This window comes from Pantoea sp. NPDC088449 (assembly GCF_044753225.1).
GTDB classification, from domain to species: Bacteria; Pseudomonadota; Gammaproteobacteria; order Enterobacterales; family Enterobacteriaceae; genus Pantoea; species Pantoea floridensis.
Map to the genome: position 1 here is coordinate 399,860 of NZ_JBIVMT010000002.1, position 24,429 is coordinate 424,288.

Annotated in this window: 26 protein-coding genes; 14 read left to right on the top strand and 12 right to left on the bottom strand. The window is 54.3% G+C overall.

Translation table 11 applies throughout. From position 1 onward, the window contains the following. Positions 1-6 precede the first annotated feature (6 nt). From ACIP6T_RS13085 to ACIP6T_RS13105, 5 genes are read left to right on the top strand one after another with little or no spacing between them, the layout of a single operon-like run. Positions 7-1,209, top strand: coding sequence for an SfnB family sulfur acquisition oxidoreductase (locus ACIP6T_RS13085; RefSeq protein ID WP_345830590.1), 1,203 nt, complete (start codon positions 7-9; stop codon positions 1,207-1,209). Beyond that, complete coding sequence (locus tag ACIP6T_RS13090; protein ID WP_400457590.1) at positions 1,206-2,567, top strand: LLM class flavin-dependent oxidoreductase; 1,362 nt, start codon at positions 1,206-1,208, stop codon at positions 2,565-2,567. The genes ACIP6T_RS13085 and ACIP6T_RS13090 overlap by 4 nt, the downstream gene beginning before the upstream one ends. Before the next feature lie 20 nt (positions 2,568-2,587). Next, positions 2,588-3,394 carry a MetQ/NlpA family ABC transporter substrate-binding protein gene (locus ACIP6T_RS13095; protein ID WP_345830594.1) on the top strand — a complete coding sequence of 269 codons (807 nt, stop codon included), beginning with the start codon at positions 2,588-2,590 and terminating at the stop codon, positions 3,392-3,394. 2 nt (positions 3,395-3,396) lie between these two features. Further along, positions 3,397-4,497, top strand: a complete 1,101-nt coding sequence (locus ACIP6T_RS13100; protein ID WP_400457592.1) for a methionine ABC transporter ATP-binding protein — start codon at positions 3,397-3,399, stop codon at positions 4,495-4,497. Next, positions 4,481-5,131 (top strand): methionine ABC transporter permease, encoded by a 651-nt coding sequence (locus tag ACIP6T_RS13105; protein WP_049851713.1) that lies wholly within the window; start codon positions 4,481-4,483, stop codon positions 5,129-5,131. The genes ACIP6T_RS13100 and ACIP6T_RS13105 overlap by 17 nt, the downstream gene beginning before the upstream one ends. Before the next feature lie 130 nt (positions 5,132-5,261). Here the strand turns inward: ACIP6T_RS13105 and ACIP6T_RS13110 are convergent, their stop codons facing one another. After that, entirely contained in the window at positions 5,262-6,164 is a 903-nt protein-coding gene (locus ACIP6T_RS13110; protein WP_097097998.1) for a LysR family transcriptional regulator, read from the bottom strand. Between the two features lie 100 nt (positions 6,165-6,264). Here ACIP6T_RS13110 and ACIP6T_RS13115 point away from each other — a divergent pair, with 100 nt between their 5' ends. Continuing rightward, on the top strand, positions 6,265-7,332 hold the full coding sequence (locus ACIP6T_RS13115) for an SDR family oxidoreductase (RefSeq protein WP_400457595.1): 1,068 nt from the start codon (positions 6,265-6,267) through the stop codon (positions 7,330-7,332). 82 nt (positions 7,333-7,414) lie between these two features. Here the strand turns inward: ACIP6T_RS13115 and yahO are convergent, their stop codons facing one another. The 8 genes from yahO to ACIP6T_RS13155 all read right to left on the bottom strand — a co-directional run bounded on the left by yahO (position 7,415) and on the right by ACIP6T_RS13155 (position 12,144). Beyond that, complete coding sequence (gene yahO, locus ACIP6T_RS13120) at positions 7,415-7,684, bottom strand: DUF1471 family periplasmic protein YahO (protein ID WP_097097996.1); 270 nt, start codon at positions 7,682-7,684, stop codon at positions 7,415-7,417. A 156-nt stretch (positions 7,685-7,840) separates the two neighbouring features. Beyond that, positions 7,841-8,470 carry an NrsF family protein gene (locus ACIP6T_RS13125; protein ID WP_345830604.1) on the bottom strand — a complete coding sequence of 210 codons (630 nt, stop codon included), beginning with the start codon at positions 8,468-8,470 and terminating at the stop codon, positions 7,841-7,843. After that, entirely contained in the window at positions 8,457-9,014 is a 558-nt protein-coding gene (locus ACIP6T_RS13130) for a sigma-70 family RNA polymerase sigma factor (RefSeq protein WP_400457597.1), read from the bottom strand. Before ACIP6T_RS13130 ends, ACIP6T_RS13125 begins: the two co-directional genes overlap by 14 nt. A 17-nt stretch (positions 9,015-9,031) precedes the next feature. Further along, a complete protein-coding gene (locus ACIP6T_RS13135) occupies positions 9,032-10,264 on the bottom strand; it encodes a protein-disulfide reductase DsbD family protein (RefSeq protein WP_400457598.1) in 1,233 nt (410 codons plus the stop codon). A gap of 15 nt (positions 10,265-10,279) precedes the next feature. Then, positions 10,280-10,846: a peroxiredoxin gene (locus ACIP6T_RS13140; protein WP_097097992.1), complete on the bottom strand. Its 567-nt coding sequence runs from the start codon at positions 10,844-10,846 to the stop codon at positions 10,280-10,282. Between the two features lie 97 nt (positions 10,847-10,943). Then, positions 10,944-11,075: a hypothetical protein gene (locus ACIP6T_RS13145; RefSeq protein ID WP_400457600.1), complete on the bottom strand. Its 132-nt coding sequence runs from the start codon at positions 11,073-11,075 to the stop codon at positions 10,944-10,946. After that, positions 11,072-11,314: a type II toxin-antitoxin system antitoxin HipB gene (gene hipB, locus ACIP6T_RS13150; protein WP_400457602.1), complete on the bottom strand. Its 243-nt coding sequence runs from the start codon at positions 11,312-11,314 to the stop codon at positions 11,072-11,074. Before hipB ends, ACIP6T_RS13145 begins: the two co-directional genes overlap by 4 nt. Before the next feature lie 152 nt (positions 11,315-11,466). Beyond that, positions 11,467-12,144 carry a TetR/AcrR family transcriptional regulator gene (locus ACIP6T_RS13155; RefSeq protein WP_400457604.1) on the bottom strand — a complete coding sequence of 226 codons (678 nt, stop codon included), beginning with the start codon at positions 12,142-12,144 and terminating at the stop codon, positions 11,467-11,469. A 79-nt stretch (positions 12,145-12,223) separates the two neighbouring features. On the opposite strand from ACIP6T_RS13155, the gene ACIP6T_RS13160 reads away from it, so the two are divergent. After that, on the top strand, positions 12,224-13,744 hold the full coding sequence (locus ACIP6T_RS13160) for an MDR family MFS transporter (RefSeq protein ID WP_097097989.1): 1,521 nt from the start codon (positions 12,224-12,226) through the stop codon (positions 13,742-13,744). 6 nt (positions 13,745-13,750) lie between these two features. Here the strand turns inward: ACIP6T_RS13160 and ACIP6T_RS13165 are convergent, their stop codons facing one another. Both ACIP6T_RS13165 and ACIP6T_RS13170 read right to left on the bottom strand, forming a co-directional pair. After that, a complete protein-coding gene (locus ACIP6T_RS13165) occupies positions 13,751-15,166 on the bottom strand; it encodes an amidohydrolase family protein (protein WP_345830612.1) in 1,416 nt (471 codons plus the stop codon). Between the two features lie 7 nt (positions 15,167-15,173). Further along, positions 15,174-16,136, bottom strand: coding sequence for an ABC transporter substrate-binding protein (locus tag ACIP6T_RS13170; RefSeq protein ID WP_400457606.1), 963 nt, complete (start codon positions 16,134-16,136; stop codon positions 15,174-15,176). 518 nt (positions 16,137-16,654) lie between these two features. On the opposite strand from ACIP6T_RS13170, the gene ACIP6T_RS13175 reads away from it, so the two are divergent. Both ACIP6T_RS13175 and ACIP6T_RS13180 read left to right on the top strand, forming a co-directional pair. After that, on the top strand, positions 16,655-17,629 hold the full coding sequence (locus ACIP6T_RS13175) for an isopenicillin N synthase family dioxygenase (protein ID WP_400457608.1): 975 nt from the start codon (positions 16,655-16,657) through the stop codon (positions 17,627-17,629). A gap of 239 nt (positions 17,630-17,868) precedes the next feature. Further along, positions 17,869-18,420: a C40 family peptidase gene (locus tag ACIP6T_RS13180; protein ID WP_097097985.1), complete on the top strand. Its 552-nt coding sequence runs from the start codon at positions 17,869-17,871 to the stop codon at positions 18,418-18,420. A gap of 51 nt (positions 18,421-18,471) precedes the next feature. On the opposite strand, the gene fhuE is transcribed toward ACIP6T_RS13180, so the two are convergent. Beyond that, positions 18,472-20,631, bottom strand: a complete 2,160-nt coding sequence (gene fhuE, locus ACIP6T_RS13185; protein ID WP_345830614.1) for a ferric-rhodotorulic acid/ferric-coprogen receptor FhuE — start codon at positions 20,629-20,631, stop codon at positions 18,472-18,474. Positions 20,632-21,089: 458 nt separating this feature from the next. Here fhuE and ACIP6T_RS13190 point away from each other — a divergent pair, with 458 nt between their 5' ends. From ACIP6T_RS13190 to ACIP6T_RS13210, 5 genes are all read left to right on the top strand, one after another. Beyond that, positions 21,090-22,178 carry a YncE family protein gene (locus ACIP6T_RS13190; RefSeq protein WP_400457610.1) on the top strand — a complete coding sequence of 363 codons (1,089 nt, stop codon included), beginning with the start codon at positions 21,090-21,092 and terminating at the stop codon, positions 22,176-22,178. Between the two features lie 115 nt (positions 22,179-22,293). After that, on the top strand, positions 22,294-23,190 hold the full coding sequence (locus ACIP6T_RS13195) for a dihydrodipicolinate synthase family protein (RefSeq protein WP_400457612.1): 897 nt from the start codon (positions 22,294-22,296) through the stop codon (positions 23,188-23,190). Positions 23,191-23,308: 118 nt separating this feature from the next. Further along, positions 23,309-23,524 (top strand): YdgH/BhsA/McbA-like domain containing protein, encoded by a 216-nt coding sequence (locus ACIP6T_RS13200; RefSeq protein WP_097097981.1) that lies wholly within the window; start codon positions 23,309-23,311, stop codon positions 23,522-23,524. A 195-nt stretch (positions 23,525-23,719) separates the two neighbouring features. Further along, positions 23,720-23,935, top strand: a complete 216-nt coding sequence (locus ACIP6T_RS13205) for a YdgH/BhsA/McbA-like domain containing protein (RefSeq protein ID WP_097097980.1) — start codon at positions 23,720-23,722, stop codon at positions 23,933-23,935. Between the two features lie 140 nt (positions 23,936-24,075). Then, the gene (locus ACIP6T_RS13210; protein ID WP_097097979.1) at positions 24,076-24,387 is read left to right on the top strand and encodes a cupin domain-containing protein; all 312 of its coding nucleotides are present in this window, start codon (positions 24,076-24,078) and stop codon (positions 24,385-24,387) included. Positions 24,388-24,429: the final 42 nt, after the last annotated feature.

Genomic DNA, 24,429 nt, shown 5'->3' on the forward strand with positions numbered 1-24,429 from the left:
GCGGTCATGACGCAGGTATTGCCAAAACAGCGCGCGACGCGCATCAACAATGCCCATCAGGCGTTGCAGGTGGCGCAGGAACTAGCTGAACGTTTTCGCACCGGTTCCGCTCAGCGCGACCGCGAACGCGAATTGCCGCATGCGGAATTGCAGCAGTTATTTCATTCAGGACTTGGTGCTGTCACCGTGCCGCGCGCTTTCGGTGGCATTGAGATTTCTACCGCGGAGTTAGCAGAAATATTCGTTATTTTGAGCGCAGCTGACGGTTCTATCGGGCAGGTGCCGCAGAACCATTTCTACGCGCTGGAAGTGCTGCGCATTAACGGCAGCGACGCGCAGAAAAAGCGGCTGTACGCCGAGGTGCTGGATGGCGTGCATCACGGCAATGCGCTGGCGGAGTTCAGCTCGCCGGCTGCACATCAGCGTTCCACCGCCGTTTCGCAACAGGCTGAGGGATTACGTCTCAGCGGCAACAAGTTTTACTGCACCGGCGCGCTGTATGCCGATCGTATTCCGACGCTGGCGATTGCGGATGATGGCAAAGAACAGCTGGTGTTTGTACCGCGTCATCAGCCTGGCGTGAATGTGATCGATGACTGGAGCGGCTTTGGTCAGCGCACCACCGGCAGCGGCAGCGTGCAGTTCAGCAATGTGGCGATTGCGCCGGAAGATGTGGTGCCCTTCCAAACGGCGTTTGAACGCCCGAGCACCGTTGGGCCCTTTGCGCAGATTATGCATGCCGCCATCGATCAGGGCATCGCGCGTGCAGCCTTTAACGACATGCTCGATTTCCTGCGCCAGCGCGCACGTCCCTGGCCGGACAGCGGCGTAGATCGCGCCAGCGACGATCCGTTGACGCTCGATCGTACCGGTCGTCTTGCCGCGCGTCTGAGCGCAGGTGATGCGCTGCTGGCAATTGCCGGTGACGCCGTTGACGTGGCGCAGCGCGATCCCAGCGCGGAAAACGTAGCGCTGGCTTCGGTTGACGTGGCGAAGGCGCGCGCCTGGACTACCGAAGTGTCGCTGGAGGCCAGTAACCTGCTGTTTGAACTGGGTGGATCGCGCTCCAGCCTGCGCGAACACAACTTCGACCGCCACTGGCGCAATGCGCGCACCCACACCCTTCACGATCCGGTGCGCTGGAAATATCCGGCGATTGGCAACTATCTGCTGAATGGCGTGCTGCCACCGCGTCGGGGGACGATATGAGTCAAAAACAGATTCTGCTTAACGCTTTCAATATGAATTGCGTGGGCCATATTCATCACGGTATGTGGACGCATCCGCAGGATCGTTCGGTGGATTTCAATTCGCTGGAGTACTGGCTCGATTTGGCGCGCCTGCTGGAACGCGGGCTGTTTGATGGATTGTTTATCGCCGATATTCTCGGCGTGTATGACGTCTACCAGCAGGGCATTGGCCTGACGGCCCAGGAGTCGATTCAGCTGCCGGTTAACGATCCGCTGATGCTGATTTCTGGCATGGCGAGCGTTACGCAACATCTGGGCTTTGGCGTCACCGCCAACCTGAGTTATGAAGCGCCGTATCCGTTTGCGCGCCGCCTTTCCACGCTTGATCACCTGACCAAAGGGCGCATCGGCTGGAACATTGTCACCGGTTATCTCGATAGCGCCGCACGCGCCATGGGGCAGCAACAGCTGCTGGCGCACGACCGTCGCTACGATCAGGCCGATGAGTTTCTGGATGTCACCTACAAATTGTGGGAAGGCAGCTGGCAGGACGATGCGGTGGTGCAGGATAAGGTCAATCGTCTGTACGCCGATGCCAGCAAAATCAAGCAAATCCATCATCAGGGCGAGTTCTATCAGGTGCAGGGCTATCACCTGAGCAGCCCATCACCACAGCGCACACCGCTGCTGTTCCAGGCCGGTTCCTCGGCGCGCGGCGTGCAGTTTGCCGGGCGTCATGCCGAGTGCAGCTTTGTTAATGCAGCGTCGCCGGCGGCGATGCGCGAGCAGTCCACGCGCCTACGCCAGGCGGCGGTGGCAGCCGGACGCCATCCTGACGATCTGCGCATCTTTATGGGCGTCAGCGTGATTGTGGCACCGACCGAACGTGAAGCGCAGGAGAAGCAGCGCAGCTATCTCGAATATGCCAGCCCGGAAGCCGGCATCGCCCACTTCTCCAGCTCGATTGGTCTGGACCTGGCGGCCTTTGAACTGGATGAGCCGATTCAGACTGGCGACACGCGCGCGATCGAATCGGTGAGCAAAGCCTTCAGCGGCTGGACGCGTCGTCGCTTGCTGGAGCAGCACGCCATGGGCAGCCGCTATCCGCTGATCGTCGGCAACCCGAGCCAGGTCGCCGATGCGTTGATCAAGTGGATCGATGAAGGCGATATCGACGGCTTTAACTTGACGCGCATCCTTAATCCGCAGAGCTACCGCGATTTTATCGATCTGGTGGTACCGGAATTGCAGCAGCGCGACCGCTTTAAAACCGCCTATCAGCCCGGCTCATTACGGCAAAAAATCTTTCAACAGCAGGACCGTTTGCCCGATCGCCATCCGGCGGCGCGCTGGCGCGACGGCGTTAACCTTCGTTAATTTAACCTCAGGGATCTGATATGAAAATTGCACGTCAATTCGCGCTGGCTGCCAGCGTCGCACTACTGGCGTTTAGCGCCGTCGCCGCCGAGAACTACAGCGGACCGCTGAAAGTCGGCACCACCGCAGCCTTTGCGCCGCCGCTGGAAACCGCGGTGGCCGAAGCGAAAAAACAGGGTTTGAACGTTGAGCTGGTGGAGTTCACCGACTGGACGGCACCCAACGTCAGCGTGGAAAACGGCGATATCGATGTGAACCTGTTCCAGCATAAGCCGTTCCTCGAGAATGCCAATCAGCAGGGCGGATTCCATCTGGTACCTTATGCACCGGCGATCATCAATAATATCGGGCTTTATTCGAAGAAACACACCGCGATTGACCAGATCCCCGACGGTGGCACGGTGGCGATTGCCAACGATCCGATCAACGGCGCGCGCGGCCTGCTGCTGCTGCAAAAAGCCAAACTGATTACGCTGAAACCGGGCGCGGGTCTCAAATCGACCGTGGATGATATCGTCAGCAATCCAAAGCATCTCAAGATCATCGAAGTGGAAGCGGTGCAGCTATCGCGCTCGCTGGATGAAGTCGATTTAGCGCAGGGCTATCCGCACTATCTACGCCTGTCGAAGACCATTGATCCTAACAATGCCTTGCTGTTCGATGGCCTTGAGCATCCGGAATATGTGATTCAGTTTGTCATCCGCGACGGTCATCAGAACGATCCGCGTCTGGCGAAGTTTGTCGATATCTACCAGCATTCGCCGGTAGTACGCGCCAAACTGGATGACTTCTACGGCAAACTGTATCAGCCGGGCTGGAGCCAGTAAGCATGGTTAGCCTGACGCTACCCGGCGAGCGCGATGCGTTGCTGTCACCGACGGCCGAGACGGCAGGGAAAGTGCACGTGCAGATTCGTGGCTTGAGTAAACGTTATCCCGGACAAACCCAGGAGGCGCTGAAAGCGGTGGATCTGCAGGTTAAGCGCGGCGAGATTTTCGGCATTATTGGTCGTAGCGGTGCCGGTAAATCGACGCTGATTCGCTGCCTTAACCGGCTGGAAAACCCGACAAGCGGTCAGGTGGTGATTGACGGCATCGATCTTGGCAGCCTGAGCGATCGTCAGCTGGTGGATTGGCGACGTCGTACCGGTATGATCTTCCAGCATTTCAATTTGCTTTCCGCCAAAACGGTGCGCGAAAACATTGAGCTGCCGATGAAAGTGGCGGGCGTACCTGCGGCTGAGCGGCGGCGCAAGGTGGATGAACTGCTGGCGCTGGTGGGACTGGAGCAGCGTCAGCACGCCTGGCCTGCACAGTTGTCCGGCGGCCAGAAGCAGCGCGTCGGCATTGCGCGCGCGCTGGTGCACGATCCCGAACTGCTGCTGTGTGATGAGGCGACTTCAGCGCTCGATCCGGAAACCACCCGCTCGATTCTGGCGCTGCTGAAGAAAATCAATCAGCAGCGGCACATCACTATCGTGTTGATTACGCATGAAATGGATGTGGTGCACGATCTCTGTCATCAGGTGGCGGTGATCGATCAGGGTGAAATCATTGAGCGCGGTCCGGTATGGCAGGTATATAGCGATCCGCAGCAGGAAACCACGCGGCAATTGCTCAACCCGCAGTTCAGTGCGCTGCCAGAAGCGATTCAACCGCTGCTGACGCCAACGCGTCAGCGTGCCGATTCACGTCTGCTGGTGCGCCTGCGCTACACCGGGCAAGGCGCGCTACCGGATTTGGCGGCGCTGAGCACGCGCGTGGGCGGGGAACTGACCTTGCTGTTCAGCGCGGTGGAGTGGGTGGATGGCAAACCGACCGGGCAGATGTTGCTGCTGCTGGATGCGCGTCATGAATCTGACGCGGTGCGTGCGCTATTAACCCCTGTTGCTGACCAACTGGAGATTCCGGGCTATGTCACTGGCTATTGATCGTTTATGGGTGGGGCTGCTGGATACGCTGCTGATGGTTGGCGTGTCCTCGCTGCTGGCGCTGGCCTTAGGCTTGCCGATGGCGGTGATTTTGGTGGTGACTGGACGCGGCGATCTGTTTCCCAGCCCGCTGTTGAATCGTGTGCTTGGCTGGGTGGTGAATCTGTTCCGCTCGATTCCGTTTTTGATTCTGATGGTAGCGCTGATTCCATTTACCCGCTGGATCGTCGGCACCACCTACGGCGTGTGGGCGGCGGTGGTGCCGCTGACGCTGGCAGCAACGCCATTTTTTGCGCGTATTGCCGAAGTGAGCCTGCGTGAAGTGGATAAAGGGCTGACCGAAGCGGCGCAGGCGATGGGCTTTCATCGCTGGCACATTATCTGGCATGTGCTGTTGCCCGAAGCGCGACCCGGCATCGTCAGCGGATTTACTATTACGCTGGTGACGATGATCAACGCTTCAGCCATGGCCGGCGCGATAGGTGCCGGTGGTTTGGGCGATCTGGCTTATCGTTATGGCTATCAGCGTTTTGATATGCAGGTGATGCTGACGGTGATTGTGGTGCTGGTGGCGCTGGTCACGGTGCTGCAGTTTTTTGGCGACAGGTTGTCGCGGCGGTTGAATCACCGCTGATATGAGCGGTCGCCATCAATGGCGACCCTACAAATCTGAACCGGCTCTATTACCGTTGATTGCGTGGTCGCCATTAATGACGACCCTACGAAAACACACCGTAGGGTGCGCATTAATGCGCACCAGCAATTTAACGGATCGATAATCCTTCCAGCGCGGCCAGCAGCGCATCGACTTTGGGAAGCAGCTGTTTGCGGCGCGGCCAGATCAGCGTTAAGGCTAAACCGTCCGGCTGCTGTTCGGGCAGAATAATCTGCAGATCGCCGCGCGCCAGCGGCTCACGGATCAACCACGATGGCATCTGTGCAATGCCTAGCCCGCCACACACTGCCTGCACCTGCGCATCCACATCCCCCAGCGCCATGCGGTGCGGCACATTGCGCCAGTGCGGATAGCCATCTTCAGTGGTAAACAGCCATGGTTTGGTGCTGCCATCGACGCGTTCATACATGATGGCCTGATGCTGAAGCAGCTCGCTTTCATTGTTTGGGCGACCTACGCGCGTCAGGTAATCCGGTGACGCGCAAAATACCATGCGTTCGCGACCCATCTGGCGACAGCCGAGCGAGGCGGGTAGATCGGGCGATCCGCCAATGCGTACCGCAACATCAATCCCCTCATCGAACAGATCGATAAAACGATCGGAGAACGTCAGATTGAGCTCTACATCCGGATGCTGCTGGCAAAACGGAATCAGCAGCGGCATCACGCCAAGGCGGCCATAAGTATTCGGCACCGCGAGGCGCAAGCGGCCGGAAGGGATGGTGCGCTGCGCCGCCAGCACCGCTTCGGCTTCTGCCAGCTCCTCCATAATGCGCAAACAGGTTTGGTAATAGGCGTTACCGGCGTCGGTGAGTTTCAGGCTGCGCGTGGTGCGCTCCAGCAGGCGCGAGCCAAGCCGGGTTTCCAGCCGCGTTACGCTCTTACTCACGGCGGAACCGGTCAAATGCAGACGCTCCGCGGCAGCGGCAAAGCTGCCGCTCTCTACGCTGGCAACAAAAGGAACAATATCTTTCAGGCGTTGATCGTGCATCGATTAGTGAACTCAGGTTGTGAATGCCGTGAATTAATGCCAAAGATAGGAATTTAATTCTCTATTAAACTCATCATCACTGAAACTGAGGAGAATTGAAATGCAAAAGCAGGCATTGATTGTAGGTATTAGCGGTGTGATTGGACGTGCGCTGGCAGAAAAATTACAGCGTGAAGGCTGGCAGGTGAGCGGCTTATCGCGCGGACGTGGCGCGGTGCCAGATGGCTGCCGCAGCCTGACTGCCGATCTTACTGACGCAGCAGCGGTGCGTGCTGCGCTGGGGCAAGAGAAGCCGGATGCACTGTTCTTTAGCGTTTGGTCGCGTCAGGAAAATGAGAAAGAGAACATTCGCGTCAATGGCGCGATGGTGCGCAACGTAATTGAAGCGTTAGGCGATCGTCTGAACGGCGCGCATGTGGCGCTGGTGACCGGCCTCAAGCACTACCTCGGTCCATTTGAAGCGTACGGTAAAGGCGCGGTGCCGGTCACACCGTTCCGCGAAGAGCAGGGCCGTCAGCCGGTCGATAACTTCTATTACGCGCAGGAAGATGAAGTGTTTGCCGGAGCGGAGAAATATGGCTATCGCTGGAGCGTGCATCGCCCGCACTCCATCGTTGGGTTCGCGCTGGGCAACGCCATGAACATGGGCCAGACGCTGGCGGTCTACGCTACGCTGTGCCGTGAACAAGGCTTGCCGTTTATTTTCCCCGGTTCGCCAGAACAGTGGAACGGTGTTTCTGATGTCACCGATGCCGGTTTGCTGGCTGAGCAACTGCTGTGGGCGGCGACGGCGGCAGAAGCGGCCAATCAGGACTTCAATGCGGTGAACGGAGATGTGTTCCGCTGGAACTGGTTGTGGCCACGTCTGGCGGCCTATTTCGGCCTGGAAGCGGCGGCGTATCCGGCACAGATGATGCCACTGGAAGGGCGCATGCAGGATGCGGCAGATGCCTGGCGTGATGTGGCAGCACGTTATCAGCTGCGCGAAGCGGACATCACTAAGCTCGCATCCTGGTGGCACACCGATGCCGACTTGGGCCGTCCGATGGAAGCCTTCACCGACATGAGCAAGAGCCGCAAAGCGGGCTTTACCGGGTATCGTTCAACGCTGGATTCCTTTACTGAACTTTTTGATCGGCTGAAAGCAGAGAAGGTTATCCCACAATAAAGCTGCGCGAAATAAAAAGGGCGGCTCGTGAGAACCGCCCTCCAAATTAACTGTTTTGCAATGCGCCTGCCGGTTTTAACCATTACTTCTTCTTATAAACGATCGCAGTGCCATATATTTTATTATTGGTATTTGCTGAGGTAACGATATAAATATCGCCGCCTTTTTCATCTGCCAGTTTAGACAGTTCTTCTTTGGCGCTTGCCGCATCCGTTTCACCCGAAGTGGAAATATTTCCCACCTCAACGTATTGATCTTTCACCTTTTCAAATTCTACTTTTGTCATCAGTTCTGCAGCAAATGCGCTAAAAGATAGTGAGGTTGCTAATAATGCCAATATTAATTTTTTCATACGAATCCTTGGATGAGGTAAATGATGGGAATAATGTTAGCATTGCTATTATTCTATAGTTTACAAATGTGCCCTTTACAATGTGATTGAGCCAATTTTTAAACTTTTGCGTAACTTGCATCCCCTCCAAAAATTAACTTAAAAAAGTTAACTCTCTTACTTCAACGTCACCCAACGTTTTCCCACCAACACCGTCATTGCCACAATGGTCACTATTGCAGCCAGATGCATGACAAAATCCATTGGATGCAGATGGACCGGATGGCAAAACGCCAGCAGCGTGACCGCCATGCAGGAGACGCCCAATCCCGCCATCGCTAAGCTGCGTACCGGATGCAGTGCGCGAGTACGGCGCAGGCTGGCGATCATTAGCAGCATCATTGGCGTGCTGACCACCAGCAAAAAGGTAAAACAGCGCGTACTGTCGTTATCATGCACCAGCGGCACTTCACCGGGAATCTGGCTGATGCTCATGCCCAGCCACAATAAACCGATTGGCAGCAGCGCTTTCCAGCTGATGCTGCGACGTCCGGCGATGCTCATCGTAAAGGCGCTGCGGATCGCCAGGGTACCGAGTACAAACGCCAGCGCAAGTTGCAACATGGCCTGTAGCGCGCCGGGCTGCGTCCAGTCGGTGAAACTGCGCTGTACTAAAAAGCTGGCGGCAATCCCGCAGGGGAGAGCCAGTAGCAGCCAGACAAAGACGCGCCAGCCGGTTGAACGCAGCGGTTTAACGGGTTGCATCTCGCGCCCGAGTTTTTCAATTAACAGGTCATGATCGGTCATGATTGGCTCCAAAGCGGCGCAAATTGGTTAATGCGCGATGTAGCAGCGATTTCACCGCCGCCACACTCAGGTTGTTATGCGCGGCCGCTTCCGTCAGGCTCATCTCACGCAGGTGAACATGTTCAACAATTTCGCGCTGACGCGAAGGTAGCTGTTGCAGGTAACCGGCCAGCTCTTCCTGCGTATCTTGCCGGTGCGCGTCCGGTACGCTGGCGGCTTCCGGTAATGCGTCGTCGTTCACTTCCCACTGCTGATGGCGGCCGCGACGTCGCAATGCATCAATAGCGCGCGCCGAGATAATCGCCATCAGCCAGGGCAAAAAAGGGTAGGCAGGATCATAGGTGTGACGCACCCGATGCACTGCCAGCAGCACATCCTGAATCACATCTTCGACTAATGCCTCATCGCTGAAGTGCTTGCGCACTTGCGAACGAATCACCGGCACCAGCGCTTTGAGCAATCGGGTATAGGCGAGCTGATCGCCCGCCTGCGCCCGTTCCATTAGCGCGGGCCAACTTTCGCGCGCGCTATCGCTTGTTTGCATAATCCGCCTTGTTGTTCTTACGCCTTCTTGCTTGCCGCCTGATTGAGCGCATTCACCACAATGCTGGGTGTCAGCACCTGCGGCAGCACTTTCGGCGGTCCGCCATCGGCGGGGTACACCAGATACATCGGTAAGCCACCCTGGCCGAATTCACTCATCGTGTCATCCACGTCCGGGTTAAATTTAGTGGAATCGGCCACCATGTACAGCGTACCGGTTTTTGCTAACGCGTCTTGCACGGCCTGCGTTGAGAGCGAGGTTTTCTCGTTCACTTGGCAGGTGATGCACCAGGAGGCGGTGAAATCGACAAAGATCGCTTTACCGTGACCGCGCTGCGCTTCAACCGCTTGCGGCGACCATTTGGCTTTGCTCACTTCAGCCGTGAGCCGATCGCCCGCCAGCCCTGTGCCCGGTTTGATCAGGCTGGGTAGTGGCGCGATCACCGCGATAATTAACACCGCCGTCACGCTATACATGACTTTATGACTTTTACCGGTGAAGTGGCGATGCTGCGCCATCCCATATAACCAGCCAGCGAAGGCAACGACCACAGAGGCAGCCAGTAAGGTGGCGAGGGCTGCGCTGCCCGCTTGCTGCGCTAAAACCCATACCAGCCAGGCGTAAGCACCAAACATAGGGAACGCCAGGCCGCGCTTAAGAATATCCATCCATGCGCCGGGACGCGGCAGGAATTTAGCCAAAGCCGGGAACAGGGAAACCAGCGTAAACGGTGCGGCAAAGCCCAGCGCCAACGCGAAAAAGATCACTAAGGCAACGGCAGGCGGCTGTACCAACGCATAACCGATGGCGCTGGCCATAAACGGCGCGGCGCAGGGTGTCGCAACGATAATCGCTAGCGCGCCGGTCAAGGCTGAGCGCGTAAAGGCGCCGCGTCCGACATCGACCGAACCTACACGCTGTACCGATAAACCCACTTCAAACACGCCAAGTAAATTGAGTGCGGCGGCAAGGATCACCAGCGAAAGCAGGGCGATCACCAACGGCGATTGCAGTTGGAAGCCCCAGCCAACGGCGGCACCACCGGCTCGCGCCGCCAGCAAGATCCCCGCCAGCGCCATCATGGTGACGACAACGCCGAGTAAAAAGCCCAAACCTTCGCGGCGCGCGCTGGCGGCGTTATCGGTATGGCGTAACAGGCCGAGTGCTTTCAGCGAGATCACCGGAAACACGCAGGGCATAAGATTGAGAATAATGCCGCCGATGAAGGCGGCCAGCATGGCGGTTAACATCGCTGGCCTCTTTGCTTAGTGAGTTTGCGGATGAGAAGCGTCGTACTGCTTAACGGCGGCCAGCGCTTTCTCGATATGCGTGTCAGGGTTTCTATCAGTGTAACTCAGCAGAATATTGCCATCTGGCGCAATCACGTAAGAGGTACGATCGGAGAGGGTTTTGCCTTTCATCTGCATGGTGGTTTGGTATTGTGCGGCCACTTTTGCGCCCGGATCGGCGGCAACGGTAAATTTATCGCGGCACTCCAGTTTGGAGAAATCGCTAACCTGATCGGTATTGCCCGCGGTGACCCCAATGACTGTGGCGCCCATTTTGGTAAAGCTATCTGTGGCTTCGGCAAAATCGTGCGCTTCGATGGTGCAGCCCTTACTGAACGCGGCCGGGAAGAAATAGAGTACCACTGGGCCTTTCTGCAGCGCTTTATCCAGTGAGAAGGTCAATGGCTTACCGGCTAACGCGCCCTGCAGTTCAAAGTTGGGGGCTTTAGCGCCTACCGGCAATGCGGCACCGGCGTTGAACGCGGACAGACCCAGTGCTGCTGTTATAGTCAGGGTACAAACGAGGGATTTCATGCGTTTCATTAGCTGCTCCTGCGATGTAGGGGAGTTCCGATTTGGGTGACTCAGTAGTTCAGTTCGCTGGGGCGGGAAGGAAAGTTTCGGTGGAGGTGAAAAAAAACTATTTTTTTAGACGTGCCAACATACGCATGCTGTTCTCAAACAGTTGTTCAGCGATATGTTGCGGGAAATCCCCGGGTAAATGCTTCGCTACACGTTCACCGTTCATCCAGGCGATCAGCTCCTGTTTCACCAGTCATTCTCCGATATAGAGGCAGAAAGTTCATTTTTTTCCAGCACATCCATTTGGAGATCCAGCGATTGTAGAATTTTGAATAAGGTTGCCAGCGTGGTCAGATCGGGATAGTTTTCAAAATGAGAAATAGTGGATTGCTTTAACCCGACTTTTTGCGCCAGTTCACTTTGTGTCCATTGGTTCTTTTGACGAATCAGCCTGACGTGATTGGCAAGTTGGCGCGGACTGTAAATCATCTCTTATTCTCATCTTAAGGGTGCATAACGTTGAGCCATTATCCCTTACAGAGGATAAGAAAGCGTTTATTCCCGCCAGGGGATAAGCAAAGAAGACGCGCTGATTTACGTTTTGGATAGCCCATTGGAATGTCACGAAGCGCTATGAATCTCTACGAAGCGGCGAGTGATGTGGGTTTAATCCCCTGACAAAACAGACTCAAGGTATGCTGCACGATGATGTCGCGATTGTATGCAGGATCGTTGGCAAAGCGGGTGAAGGGCACCAATACCAGGCTAAGGATTGATGTCATCAGCAGCTGCGGCTCTAAATCTGCATTGAGTAATCCCTGCTGCTGCCAGCCTTCAATCATTTTTTTTACCTCATCACGCTCACCGTGGCCAAAACGCTTCTTAATGTGCTGACCTAAACCGCCTTCACCCTGCATCACTTCCTGCATCCACAAAGGGGCGAACCAATTGTATGTCGTGACGATATCCGCGACTTCGCGAATAAACGCGCTAAAAGTCGTGACAGGGTCACGCGGGTCGTCGATAAAGTGCGCAACCAGGCGTTGACGTAACGGTAAAAAACGCTCCTCAACCACAATATCCAGTAGTGATTCACGGGACTGAAAATAGTAATTGAGCATTGCCGGACTTACGCCCGCTTTGCGCGCAATCGCATTCAGTGACGTCTCGCCAATGCCGTTTTCTGCGTATAGCGCCAGAGTGATATCAAGCAGCAATTCACGCTGCTGCACGTTAATCGCGCCGCCGCGTGGACGGCCGGGACGACGCGGTTTGGCTGCCGTGGTTTTCGCTGCTGCTGGGATTTTTTTTGCGGTCATCTTTACTCGCTCGCTTGCTTCATGTCAGACTGTGCTCAATATTAATTGTGTATTTAATTAATTTCAATTGGTGTCTGTGATGAAACTTAACACTCTTACACCGTCGTCGGGCAGCGGGGAGGAGAATCCTCCTTCAATCCGCTTGCTGATGGGCGCTTTACTTCTTGTCATGCTGTTATCGGCGCTGGATCAAACTATCGTCTCCACCGCGCTGCCCACTATTGTGGGCGAGCTGGGCGGGCTCGATCGCCTGTCGTGGATCGTCACGGCTTATATGCTGGCATCCACCATTGTCGTGCCGTTGTATGGCAAGTTTGGCGATCTGTTTGGTCGCAAAACGGTGTTGCAAATCTCGGTGGTACTGTTCCTGATAGGCTCCGCATTGTGCGGGTTAGCGCAGAATATGGAACAGCTCATTTTTACCCGTGCGCTGCAAGGTTTAGGTGGCGGCGGCCTGATGGTCGTGAGCATGGCTGCGGTGGCTGATGTCATCCCACCACAGGAACGCGGTAAATATCAGGGCTTATTTGGCGGCGTGTTCGGCCTGGCAACGGTAATTGGCCCGCTGCTCGGCGGCTTTATTGTGCAGCATGCCTCGTGGCGCTGGATTTTTTATATCAATCTACCGTTGGGTTTACTGGCGCTGTTAATCATCAACGCGGTGTTCAAAACCGACAACAAGCGTAAGCCACACGAAATCGATTTTCCCGGTGCGGTGTTCCTCAGCATGGCGCTGGTGGGCATCACGCTATTTACCAGTGAAGGCGGCACGCTGCGCGCGTGGTCCGATCCTCAGCTCTGGTGCATTCTGGCATTTGGTGTGATTGGGGTGATCGGGTTTGTTTATGAAGAGCGTCGCGCCTGGGAGCCGATTATTCCGCTGGCGCTGTTTCGTAATCGTAGCTTCTCCCTCGCCAGTTTAATGGCCTTTATCGTCGGCATGGCGCTGTTTGGAAGCGTTACCTTTCTACCGCTCTATCTGCAAGTGGTGAAGGGATCGACGCCGACCGAAGCGGGTTTACAATTACTGCCGTTGATGGGCGGGTTGCTGGTCACGTCCATCGCCAGCGGGCGCATTATCAGCCGAACCGGCAAATATCGCCTGTTCCCAATTGCCGGTACATTGCTGGCAACCATCGGCATGGCGCTGCTGACCACGCTAACCATTGATGCACCGCTGTGGCACATTTACCTGTTCGCCTGTGTGTTAGGCATGGGAATGGGGATGGTAATGCAGGTGCTGGTGCTGGCGGTGCAGAACACGGTAACGCCGGACAGGATTGGCGTGGCAACCTCATCAGTAACGCTATTCCGTTCCGTTGGCGGCTCAATCGGCGTGGCGCTGTTTGGGGCGGTATTCAGCCAGGTGCTGAAATCGGGCCTGACCTCGCTGGTGGAACAAGGCAAAACGCTGCCGCGCGCGCTCGATCCAGAGGCGGTGCATCATCTCCCCCCTGATGTGCAGCAGGCGTATTTACAGGTCTTTGGCGACGCGGTGCACGCCGCGTTTCAAATGGCGGCGGTGGTGATGTTGCTGGCCTTTATCCTTTCTCTGATGTTGCCAGAATCACCGCTGCGCAAGAAAGACGCAGCGGCGTAACACGGCTTATACTCCCGCGCGCTGCTGCAAGGTTTTCACCGCTTGCGCAGCGTCGCGGCGCAATTCAGCCACATCCAGTCCCGGAATCACATCTTCCTGCATCACAACATGTCCATCGCAAATAAGCGCTTTCACGCTGGCGCGCCCGCCGCTGGCTATCGGACCGATGGCCATATCATGCAGGCCAAAATAGCGCGGATCGTCGAGGCGATAAATGGCGATGTCGGCAGCCATGCCCGGCGCAATGCGCCCGGTGTGCAATCCCAGCACCTGCGCGCCGCCCGACGTGCCCCAGCGCACCACATCCTCAATGCTGGCGGCATCACCTCCACCTTCATACGTACCACCAGCATAGCGCGGCTGGGCCTGCATGCCTTTACGTACGCGCTGTAACTGCCAGGCAGCGTGGGTTTCACTTTGCATATCTGCCGCTTCGTTCGATGCCGCACCATCTACGCCAATTGAGATTTTCATGCCGGCTTGTTCCATTGCGACTACATCGGCAATGCCGCTACCGAGGCGCGCATTACTTTGCGGGCAATGCGCGATGCCGCTGCCTGCCGCACCCAGCATCGCGATCTCTTCCGGCAGCAGTTTTACCAGATGTGCGAACCAGACATCGTCACCAATCCAGTCGTGTTCAGCGCAAAATTGCAGCGGCGTCATACCGAATTTGCTGCGCGCCGCATCGAGATAGTCAACGGTCTCGGAGAGATGACTATGCAGGCGAATACCGAGCTGACGGGCGAGGCGCGCGCTTTCGCGTAACTCCTGAGGCGTGGTGGAGTGCAAAGTGGTGGTAGGTGCCATCACGATGCGACGCATCGCCCGATCGTGCGGTTGATGATAGCGCGCAACCAGGCGATCGACATCCGCCATCATGCTGTGGAAGTTTTCCGGACGCAGCGCGCCAGGTAAGTCGCTTTCCAGGCCACGACTTTGTGTGGCGCCGCCGCGACACAAAACAAAGCGCACGCCCAGTTTGGCGGCCTCATCGAACAGGATTTCTGCGCCATCAAACGGCATATCCGGCCAATATAGGTAGTGATGGTCAGCAAGGGTGGTACAGCCAGAACGCACTAATTCAACCAGGCCAACGCGTACAGCAATACGAAACGTCTGTTCATCGAATGCCCCGCGAAAGCGATAGGGCGTGGCGGCCAGCCAGCCGCCAAGGCTCAGATTCAAACCCTTAGGTTCACCTTTCAGTAATGATTGAAACAGATGGTGATGGGTATTGACCCAGCCGGGATAGACCACGCAATCACGGGCATCAATGACCGTTTCATCTGCTGTCGCGATGAGATCGCCCATTTCGACGATCAGGCCGTCACGAATACGTATATCGCGTGCCTGGCTGCGTGGCAGGTGTTTATCGCCGGTCATAATCGCGGCGCAGTGTTTAATTAACAGTGGGTTCATCGCGGCCTCACTGCGTAGCGGATGGAGTGAACTGGGTGGTGAAAGCACGTTGCCAATCGGTGGCGGCTTTCAGCAATCCCGCGTTGACCATAAAATCACGCGTGGCCTGCCAGCGTTGCTCGGTCATCACGCCTAGGCCCTGTTTCGCTGCATCGCCGCCGTCTATCAGGTGCAAAGCCTTCATTTGTGATACGCCGAAAGCCAGAATGGCGTCGGTCATTTGTGGGTTCTCTTTTTTGATCAGCGTATTGCCTGCTGTCGGATTAGCGAGATAGGATTTCCAGCCTTCCATCGAAGCCGCAACAAAGCGTTTCATCACATCCGGCTCTTTTTGCAGTAAATCATCGCGCGTAACCAGAATGCCGCCGTAGGCTGGATAGCCATAATCGGCAAACAGATAGAATTTACTGTCGGGCTGCACTTCTTTGATCTGTTGCACTTCGGAAGTGGCGTAAGCCTGTTGCGCAGTATTTTTATCGGCAAGGAAAGGTTGCATGTTGAAGGTGTAAGGACGCGCCTGACCATCCTGCAGCTGATATTTGCTTTTCAACCACGGCCACCAACTGGCTTGCCCGCTGGCTGATACCAGCACGGTTTTGCCCTTAAGCTGATCCAATGATTTCACATCGCCGTGGGTAACAATGCCTTGAGGATCAAACTGAAAGGGCGCAGCAATGGCTTTTAACGGAAAATTGCGTTCGATGCCCTGCAACACTTGCAGGTCGTAGCTGACGATCACATCGGCGCGATTCGCTAACAGCAGCGTCATGTTATTGAGCTGTGGCCCACCTGAACGTACTTCGACATCCAGCCCATATTTTTTGTAGATGCCAGTAGCGACCGCCTGGTAATAGCCGCCTTGCTCGGCTTGTGCGACCCAGGTGGTTTGCAACACCAGTTTGTCTGCGGCGTGCGTCAGCGCAGAAGTGCCGAGCAGCACAGCGAGTAAAGAGAAACGTGACATTGTCATAATAACCCCCAATAAACGTTGAGTTTGTCGTCATCATCAGGGGCGCAGCGGCGCATGGCGTGCTCACGATGCCGGTAATAAAAGCATCGTCCCCTGACGAGGTACAGCTAACGCTGTAGAGCAATGTCCTGCGTGAATCTGGTGTCACGCTGACCGCTTATACTCAGTGGGGAATTAGCAAAGCGCATGCCATTTATGTAACGATATGAATATACATATATTTTATTAACTCCTCTGTCACATTTCTCTCAGGCGCTGCTCATTCAGGATGCATCATGGCGGTTGTTGCACCGCCTTTGTGCACGATGGGCATGCCACTTTATTTAACCTATTGATTCTGCGTGGCTTCCCGAGCTGGCACAGGCTTTGCTTGAGTGAACATGAGTAGAAGCTGTCAGCCGTGGTTTTGCCCGGTGGGTCATTGCTCGATCGCCTGTTGTAGTAGAGCAAATAGGCGCGGGGATGACTGCCACGCTGCGGGCGTGTCATCCGTTATCGCTCAATAACGAGGTGCACCAATGGAAAAGACTACTTTTGACATGCATGAACTGGCTAAAGAATCGCGCATGGGCGCGCGCGGCGTTGAGGCAGCACGCGATGTGCGCATCATCGATCTCTCTGATTTTGAACAGCGTAAACCCGAAATAGCCGAGCAGCTGTGGCAAGCCGCCACGGAGATCGGTTTTTTCCAGGTTTCGGGCCACGGCATTCCGCTAGACGATATCAACGCTGCCTTTGCTAACGCTGAGCGCTTTTTTGCACTGCCGCAACGTGAGAAAGCACGTTATCCGTTAAGCCGTAACGCGGGCTGGGAATATCGGGCGCAAATCCGTCCTTCCACCGGTAAACCCGATCAAAAAGAGTCGTATCAGATAACGCGGCCGCGTATGGCAGAACTGTGGCCTGATGATGCCTTACCGGATTTTCAACGCGATGTGCTGAAATTTGAACGCCAGTGCTGGGAAGTGGGGATGCGTTTGCTTTCCTGTTTCGCGCTTAAGCTGGGCTTCCCGGACGATTTCTTTGCTCAGGCGCACGAACCTTCACGTGAAACCTATCAAAGTACGTTGCGCATGCTGCACTACTTTGCCATTAGCGGCGAGCCTGATGGGCCGTGGCGTGCCGGTGCGCATACCGATTTTGATTGCCTGACTTTGCTGTTCCAGCGCGATGGGCAGGGCGGTTTACAGGTGTGTCCAGGTAAAGAGATGGAAGAGCAGGTGTGGACGCCCATCGAACCGCTGGAAGGCGTTATTACCTGTAATGTCGGCGATATGCTGATGCGCTGGAGCGATGATAAATTGCCGTCCAATTTCCATCGCGTCAGTAATCCATTACCTGGCGAATCTGTCCCGGCACGCTATAGCCTGGCGTTTTTCTGTCAGGCTAATGAGGATGTGATTATCGAAGGACCGGAGAAAAAGTATCCGCCTATTTCCGCCCGGGATTATCTGGCGCAGCGTATAAGCGCCAACTTCTCCGGCAAGTATTAAACTTACAGCTGTAAGGCGAAATTGATGACATTCTGTGCAGGAGGGGTAAATATTCTCCTGCACAAAAAATTAGCGCTAAAGAAAATAGATTTTTAACTCAAATACAAGATGTTACCGAAGCGTAAACTTAGGTAAAACCAAGCGGTAATTAAAAGATTTCGCCGCGCGGCTATTTATTTCTGCAACTTCTTTACGGTATAAATCTCTAACCCCTGTCTCCTCAGCGAAAACACCATAACATGATCAATTCTGCGGCCTGCAAAGTTATCGCCTGTCTGTTTCTCTTTACCCTGGCAGGTTGTTCATCTAAGTCTTCACACGCGCCTGCTGAGGAGAGCGTTGATACTTCGGCCGAGGGTGGCAAGCAGCCCGATTTGATTCCGGTAATTGCAGCGCTGCACGATCAAATGCATTCATGGGAAGGGACAAAATATCAGTGGGGCGGCACGCAATTAACCGGCGTGGATTGTTCAGGATTTGTCTGGCGCACGCTGAAAGATCGCTTCAATATTCCCATGGATCGTGTCACCACCAAAGAGTTAATTGCCATGGGCAAGCCGGTGGATCAGGCGCATTTGCAGCCGGGTGACTTAGTCTTCTTCCGCATTAAACGTGAGTTGCACGTTGGCTTTTATGACACCGATCATCAGTTCCTGCACGCCTCTGTAAGCCAGGGCGTGATGCGCTCATCGCTAAATAATCCGTATTGGAAATCGGTTTATTTGGAGGCACGACGTTTGCCGAAAGAACAAAATTCACAGATCAGTTTCAATTATAAAAACAAGGTTTGATTGGAGGTGCGCATAAATGCGCACCTTACCCTGTTGGGTGATCCGGATAGATTAGAATTGATATGACAGGCTCATTGAGAAGCTACGCGGTGCGCCATATACGTAGCTGTTCATGTAGCTGTAATATTCGCGGTCAAAGAGGTTATCTACGTTAGCCTGCACTGCCACCTGCTTAGTAACCTGATAACGCGCAAACACGGATGCCAGCGGATAGCTACCTTGATAAACGCGCACGGTATCACCAGTGGCATTGGTCGCGTCTTCAAACACGCGATTTTGCCAGTTCAGCCCACCGCCAACCGTTAGATCGGGCAGCATTGGCAGTTGATAACGCGTAAACAGCTTGAAAGACGTTTGCGGCTGGTAGCTGTTGAAGCGGCCCTCTTTATCCCGAGCGACATAGCGTGTGGCACCGAAAGTCAGCTGCAGATTATCCGTTAGCGCTCCATTCAGCTCAAACTCCGCACCTTTACTGACCGCCCCTTTGGCCGGCGCGTATGCCTGCTCGCTGCCGCTAAGATAAACACCATCAATTGCCTGCCCGACGTTATCCTGTTCAATGCGGAACACTGCAACCGTCGCCGTTAATCGACCATCATACCAGGCAGATTTCAGCCCGGTTTCATAGCTTTTACCGGTAACCGGTGACAGATATTTGCCGCTGGTGTCGCGATAGGTTTGCGGCAGGAAGATGGAGGTGTAGCTGCCGTAAGCGGACCAGGTATCATTAATGTCATACACCAAACCCGCATACGGCGTAGTGTTGTTTTTGGTCATGTCGCCGCTGCTGCCATTGGTGCTCCACTGCGTATAACGCGCACCAATAATCAGCGAAAGCGGATCGGCCAGCGAGAAACGCGCGGCGGTGTAGGCCGATTTCTGGCGGATAGTGTCATTAGCGTTCTGATACCAGCCTTGCCACTGCGGTTCGGCAATGTTGCCGTTCCAGCTGTTATTGAAGATCCCCATATCGCTGGTGGCGATATCGTAGTTTTCCAGATCCGTGACGCCATCCTGGCTATATGTCGCGTTGTGCTGGCGGCTATAGCTGACGCCCGCCATTAACTGATGCTGACGACCTAACAGTTCAATCGGACCGCTGGCATAACCGTCGAAAGAGTCCATCTGGCGTTTGCCACGATCCATGCTGCCGTAGCCGGTGGTGCCTTCACCCGTATCCTGATCGGCATTGCCCATCACATATAACAACTTATCGTTGAACGTGTTCTCCGCGTGTGTGCCGTTAACGTGGATATTCCAGCCGTTATCGAAGTTATGGTCGATATCGGCGAACACTTTGCGGGAGTTGGTGTTATAACGCGCCCAGTTAGCCGCGGAGTTAAGGCTACGATCGTAATGCGTGGTGGCGTTATTGCTATAGAACATGGGTAAGCCACCCCATGTCGGATTTCCGGTGTTGGCGTCTTCATAGTCGTAGCCCAGCGACAGGGTGGTGTGCTCGGTGATATCCGCATCAAGCACGCCATAGAGGAATTTTTTTGTTTTGTGGTAGCGGTCGAGCCAGCCATCTTCATCGCTGTAACCGGTTACGACACGACCGCGCAAGCTGCCATCCTGATTCAGTGGCGCAGAGAGATCGGCGACGTAGCGCTGTTTGTTCCAACTGCCGTAGCTGGCGCTGATCGAACCGGTGAAGGTTTTGCTATCGGCGTGCTTGCGTACCATATTGATTGATGCTGCGGGGCTGCCCGCACCGGTCATTAAGCCGGTGGCACCGCGTACAATCTCGATGCGATCGTAAATGGCGGTATCAGATGCGGCATCACCGTAATTCCAGCTGTCGTTAACCGAAGTTGGAATGCCGTCGTAAGAGAAATTGCTGATTTTAAAACCGCGCGAATAGTATTCCGAACGCTCGCTATCGATCAAATTGGTGGAGATGCCGGTGGCATTGGTCAGTACATCGTTCACCGATTGCAGATTCTGATCTTGCATACGCTGCTGGGTTACCACGCTCAGCGATTGCGGAACATCGCGCGGGGTCAGCAACAATTTTGTGCCAGCACGCGTGGTTTTTACGGCGTAATCCTGCTTTTCATTGTCTTCATCCGCGCTGGTTGTCGCATCCACTACCAAATCCTGTTGGCTATTGCTGCTGGAGGCCGCTGCTTGTGCCACGGCTGGGTTGAGCAGGGCATGTATCGCCATAGCCAGTATTGAGACGCTAAAGGTATTCCTGATGCCAGACATAAAACTTCCTATAAAAACAGCGTTGTTTGAAGCTGTTGCGCTCCAGTTCTTATCATTGGTGTTACTCCGATACCGCCGTTAAGGGCAGGGAGAGAAACACGTATAACGCTGTTAAGCCACAAATGAGAAGGGCAATGATAATCATTTGCTTTAGATATTCTCGGAAGGTTTCATTTGCAATTGTAATAATATGTGTACTTGATAAATATCAATTGGTTATGTATGAAAATAACCCGTTAATTGCCAACGTTTTCACATTTATTTGGCACGTAGGGTGAATTCTGAAGACGTTTGCGGGTTTGGAAAAGCGTTATTCCCGGAATGAAATGCGTGTGGAGGGGATAAAAGCGTCGGAAGAGTTGCTAAGTTCATGCTAATGCGTATGATTCTCATTCTTCTTGTGTTTTCCGTACGCGCACAGGTGCTACGGGGCCGTTCATCCATTGATGGAGTTGAGCATGAAATCGTTATTTAGCCCGCGCAAAGCGGCCGTTGCTGCTGCGGTTGTTGCCGCATTCAGCCTGACCGCTTGTCAGGCACCCGCTAAAAAAGCTGAAGCGCCAGCTGCTGCCGCCAAGCCTGCTGATACTGCGTTGACCCAACGCACGCTGGGTGACGGACTGTATGAAATGGCGTACTCGCCTGCTGCGAAAGCGCTCTATGTTGCCAGTGCTCAGAGCTTCAAAGACGTCAACGGCGGCGTGATTTACCGCCTCGATCCCACCACTTTGGCGACCAAAGGGGTAACGCATACCGATCTGAAAAACTTCGGTACCGCGATTGATGAAGAAGGCAGCGTGTTCTACACCACCAACTCGCTGGATGGCGCCCTCTCCAAAGTGGACGCGCAAACGGGGAAGGTTTTGCAGCGTTTAGTCTTCCCAGGTAAGAAAGATAAAGAAGGTTATCCGGCGGGCGCGCGTGAAGTGCTGTGGCACGGTAACGAGTTATATGTCGGCCGCGTGGCGGATCCCGGTTATATCTCCGTGGTTGACGAGAAAAGCTTTAAGCTGAAAGCAACCATCCAGAATGCGGGCAAATGGGTGACCGGTATCATCTATTCACCGCTGACGGAGCGTATTTATGCCACCAACGGTGCAGGTGAGATTTTGGTGATCAATCCACGTACGCATAAGATTGAAAAACGCTGGACTGCGGGCGATGGCAAAGAGTACCTGTTCCTGAACATGGCGGAAGACCCGGCCACCGGTCGACTGTTTGTTACCGATGATTCGAAAGGCAAGACCACGCTGGTATTCGATGAGCGTACTGGCAAAGTGATTAAACGCATCGAAGGTGATGCGCTGGGCATCAAGTTTAATGCTAAGCGTAATGAGATCTACATTAGCCAGCGCGAATCGAAGAAAGTGCTGCAGCTGGATGCCACCACCTATGCGGTGAAAAACAGCTGGTCGTTTGATAACCATCCAAATAGCCTGCTGATTGGTCCGGACAACAATACTTTGTATGTCACGCTGAAAGCGGAGTTCAATAAAGACTCCTCCACTAAAGGCCAGGATCAGATTGCGCGTATCTCACTGAAATAAGATTGTGGTTGCAGCGTTAATTATGCCCTCGTAAGAGGGCATTTTTGTTTCTAATGGCTTATAACCAAGCAGGAAAAGATTCTGTTCACTGTTATCTCTTAATAAGGCGCTGGTTATGTTTAAAGGTTTAAGTGCGTTTCCTCTGACTCCGCTGAATGCTTCTGGTATCGACGAAAAAGCTTTTCTTAACATCCTCAAAAGGCTAACTGATGCGCAAGTAGATTCGCTTGGCATATTAGGTTCCACCGGCAGCTACGCCTATTTTACGCGTGAACAGCGCAAGCGCATTGCTACCCTGGCCGTTCAGCATGCGGATAACATTCCGGTGATGGTAAGTATTGGCGCAATAAGTACTGATGAGGTGCTGCGGCTGGCCGATGATGCGCAGCAGGCTGGCGCGAGTGCCTTATTACTACCGGCCGTTTCGTATCAAAAATTGAATGATGAAGAGGTGTTTGGCTTTTATCAGGATGTCTCGCGGCATGTGTCCCTGCCAATCTGCGTTTACGATAATCCCGGTACGACCCACACTGTTTTCTCTGATGCGTTACATGCCCGCATCGCCACGCTGCCACATATTGCCTCCATCAAAATCCCCGGCGTACCTGCGGATATTGCAGCCGCCACGCAGAGGGTACAGGCATTGCGTGCAGACTTACCAGCACGCGTCTCGATTGGCGTGAGCGGCGATGCGTTCGCGGGTGCAGGGCTGATCGCCGGTTGCGACCTGTGGTATTCGGTGTGTGGCGGACTGTTCCCGCGCACCGCTAAAGCCATCACTGATGCGGCAATGGCGGGAGATTTTGCTAGCGTTGCCGCACAGGCACAACGTCTGGCACCGCTTTGGGCGCTGTTTACCAGGCACGGCGGAAGTCTTCGCGTCATCGCCGCCGCAGCAAGCAATTTGGGACTGGCAGAGATGGATTGTCTGCCGCGGCCGTTGCGACCGCTAGCTGCCGCCGAGGCTGCCGAAGTCCATAAAGTGATTGTCGGGCTGGAATTGGGTGAGTGATAGTTAGGTAATTAACTGTGATCGCACTAATAGTTAATCTGATAATAGTTTCATTGGTTATCATTGTTTCCATCGAAGGCACACAGCCTTCACAACAAACACCTAAAGGATTATGACCATGAAAACTATCAAAACACTGACTATCGCTGCTGCCGCCGCTCTTTCATTGATGTCTGCTGCGAGCTTCGCACAAACCGTTTCCGCCACTTCGCTGACTCTGGATGGTGCTGAGGCCAAAATTGCTGCGCAGGCCAAACAGAATGGCGAGCAATATCGCATCCTGGAAGCCAGCAACGGTAATGTCGTACACATGACGGCTGAACTGTATAAATAAAGGATGGTTGCATACGGATGTGCCAGAACAGGTCGCCTACGGGCGGCCTTTTTTGTATATAAAACTCGCCGAAGCATATAGTTACGTAAGTTATCGTGATCGCACTAATGGTTAATATTGAAACGATAACTTGGGTTATTATTATTTTCATCGAAGGCACACAGCCTTCTTAATAAACCACTAAGGATTATGACCATGAAAACCATCAAAACACTGTCTATCGCCGCCGTTGCCGCTCTTTCACTGATGTCTGCTGCCAGCTTTGCACAAAGCATTTCAGTTGAGTCATCAACGCTTGATGGCGCAGAAGCGAAAATTGCCGCTCAGGCACAGCAGCAGGGCGCACAGTATAAAATTACTGAAGCTAACACCAATAACCGCGTTCACATGACTGCTGAGCTGTACAAATAAGTCTCTGAATAGACGTTGTGTTAAGGCCGCCTCCGGGCGGCTTTGCTGTATCTGGATGTCCGTAAATGGTCTGCACCTGTCCCACGCTTGCGAGTCGTGGTGTGTAATATCGTTGCAGCCCTCAGTTAATCGGATATGTCATGAAAACGTATGTCAGTAAAAATTACACACCCGCTAATGCTTGGGATGCGCTAGACATCGCAAATTTCTCAGGCACCAGCGTGCGTTTGCACTGGACCAATCAACCTTACAAATGGCACATCAATGACGGAGAAGAAGTGTTTGCGGTGCTGGATGGCACGGTAGAGATGCATTATCGCGAAGCGGGAGAGGTGCAAAGCGTGTTGCTCAATACCGGCGATATCTTTTATGCCAGCATCGGCACTGAACATGTCGCGCATCCGCAAGGCGAAGCGCGCGTACTGGTGATTGAGAAAGCGGGCTCGATTTAGTCGGCTGCCACAGCCGTGCTTTTGAATCGTGCAAAAAGTAAC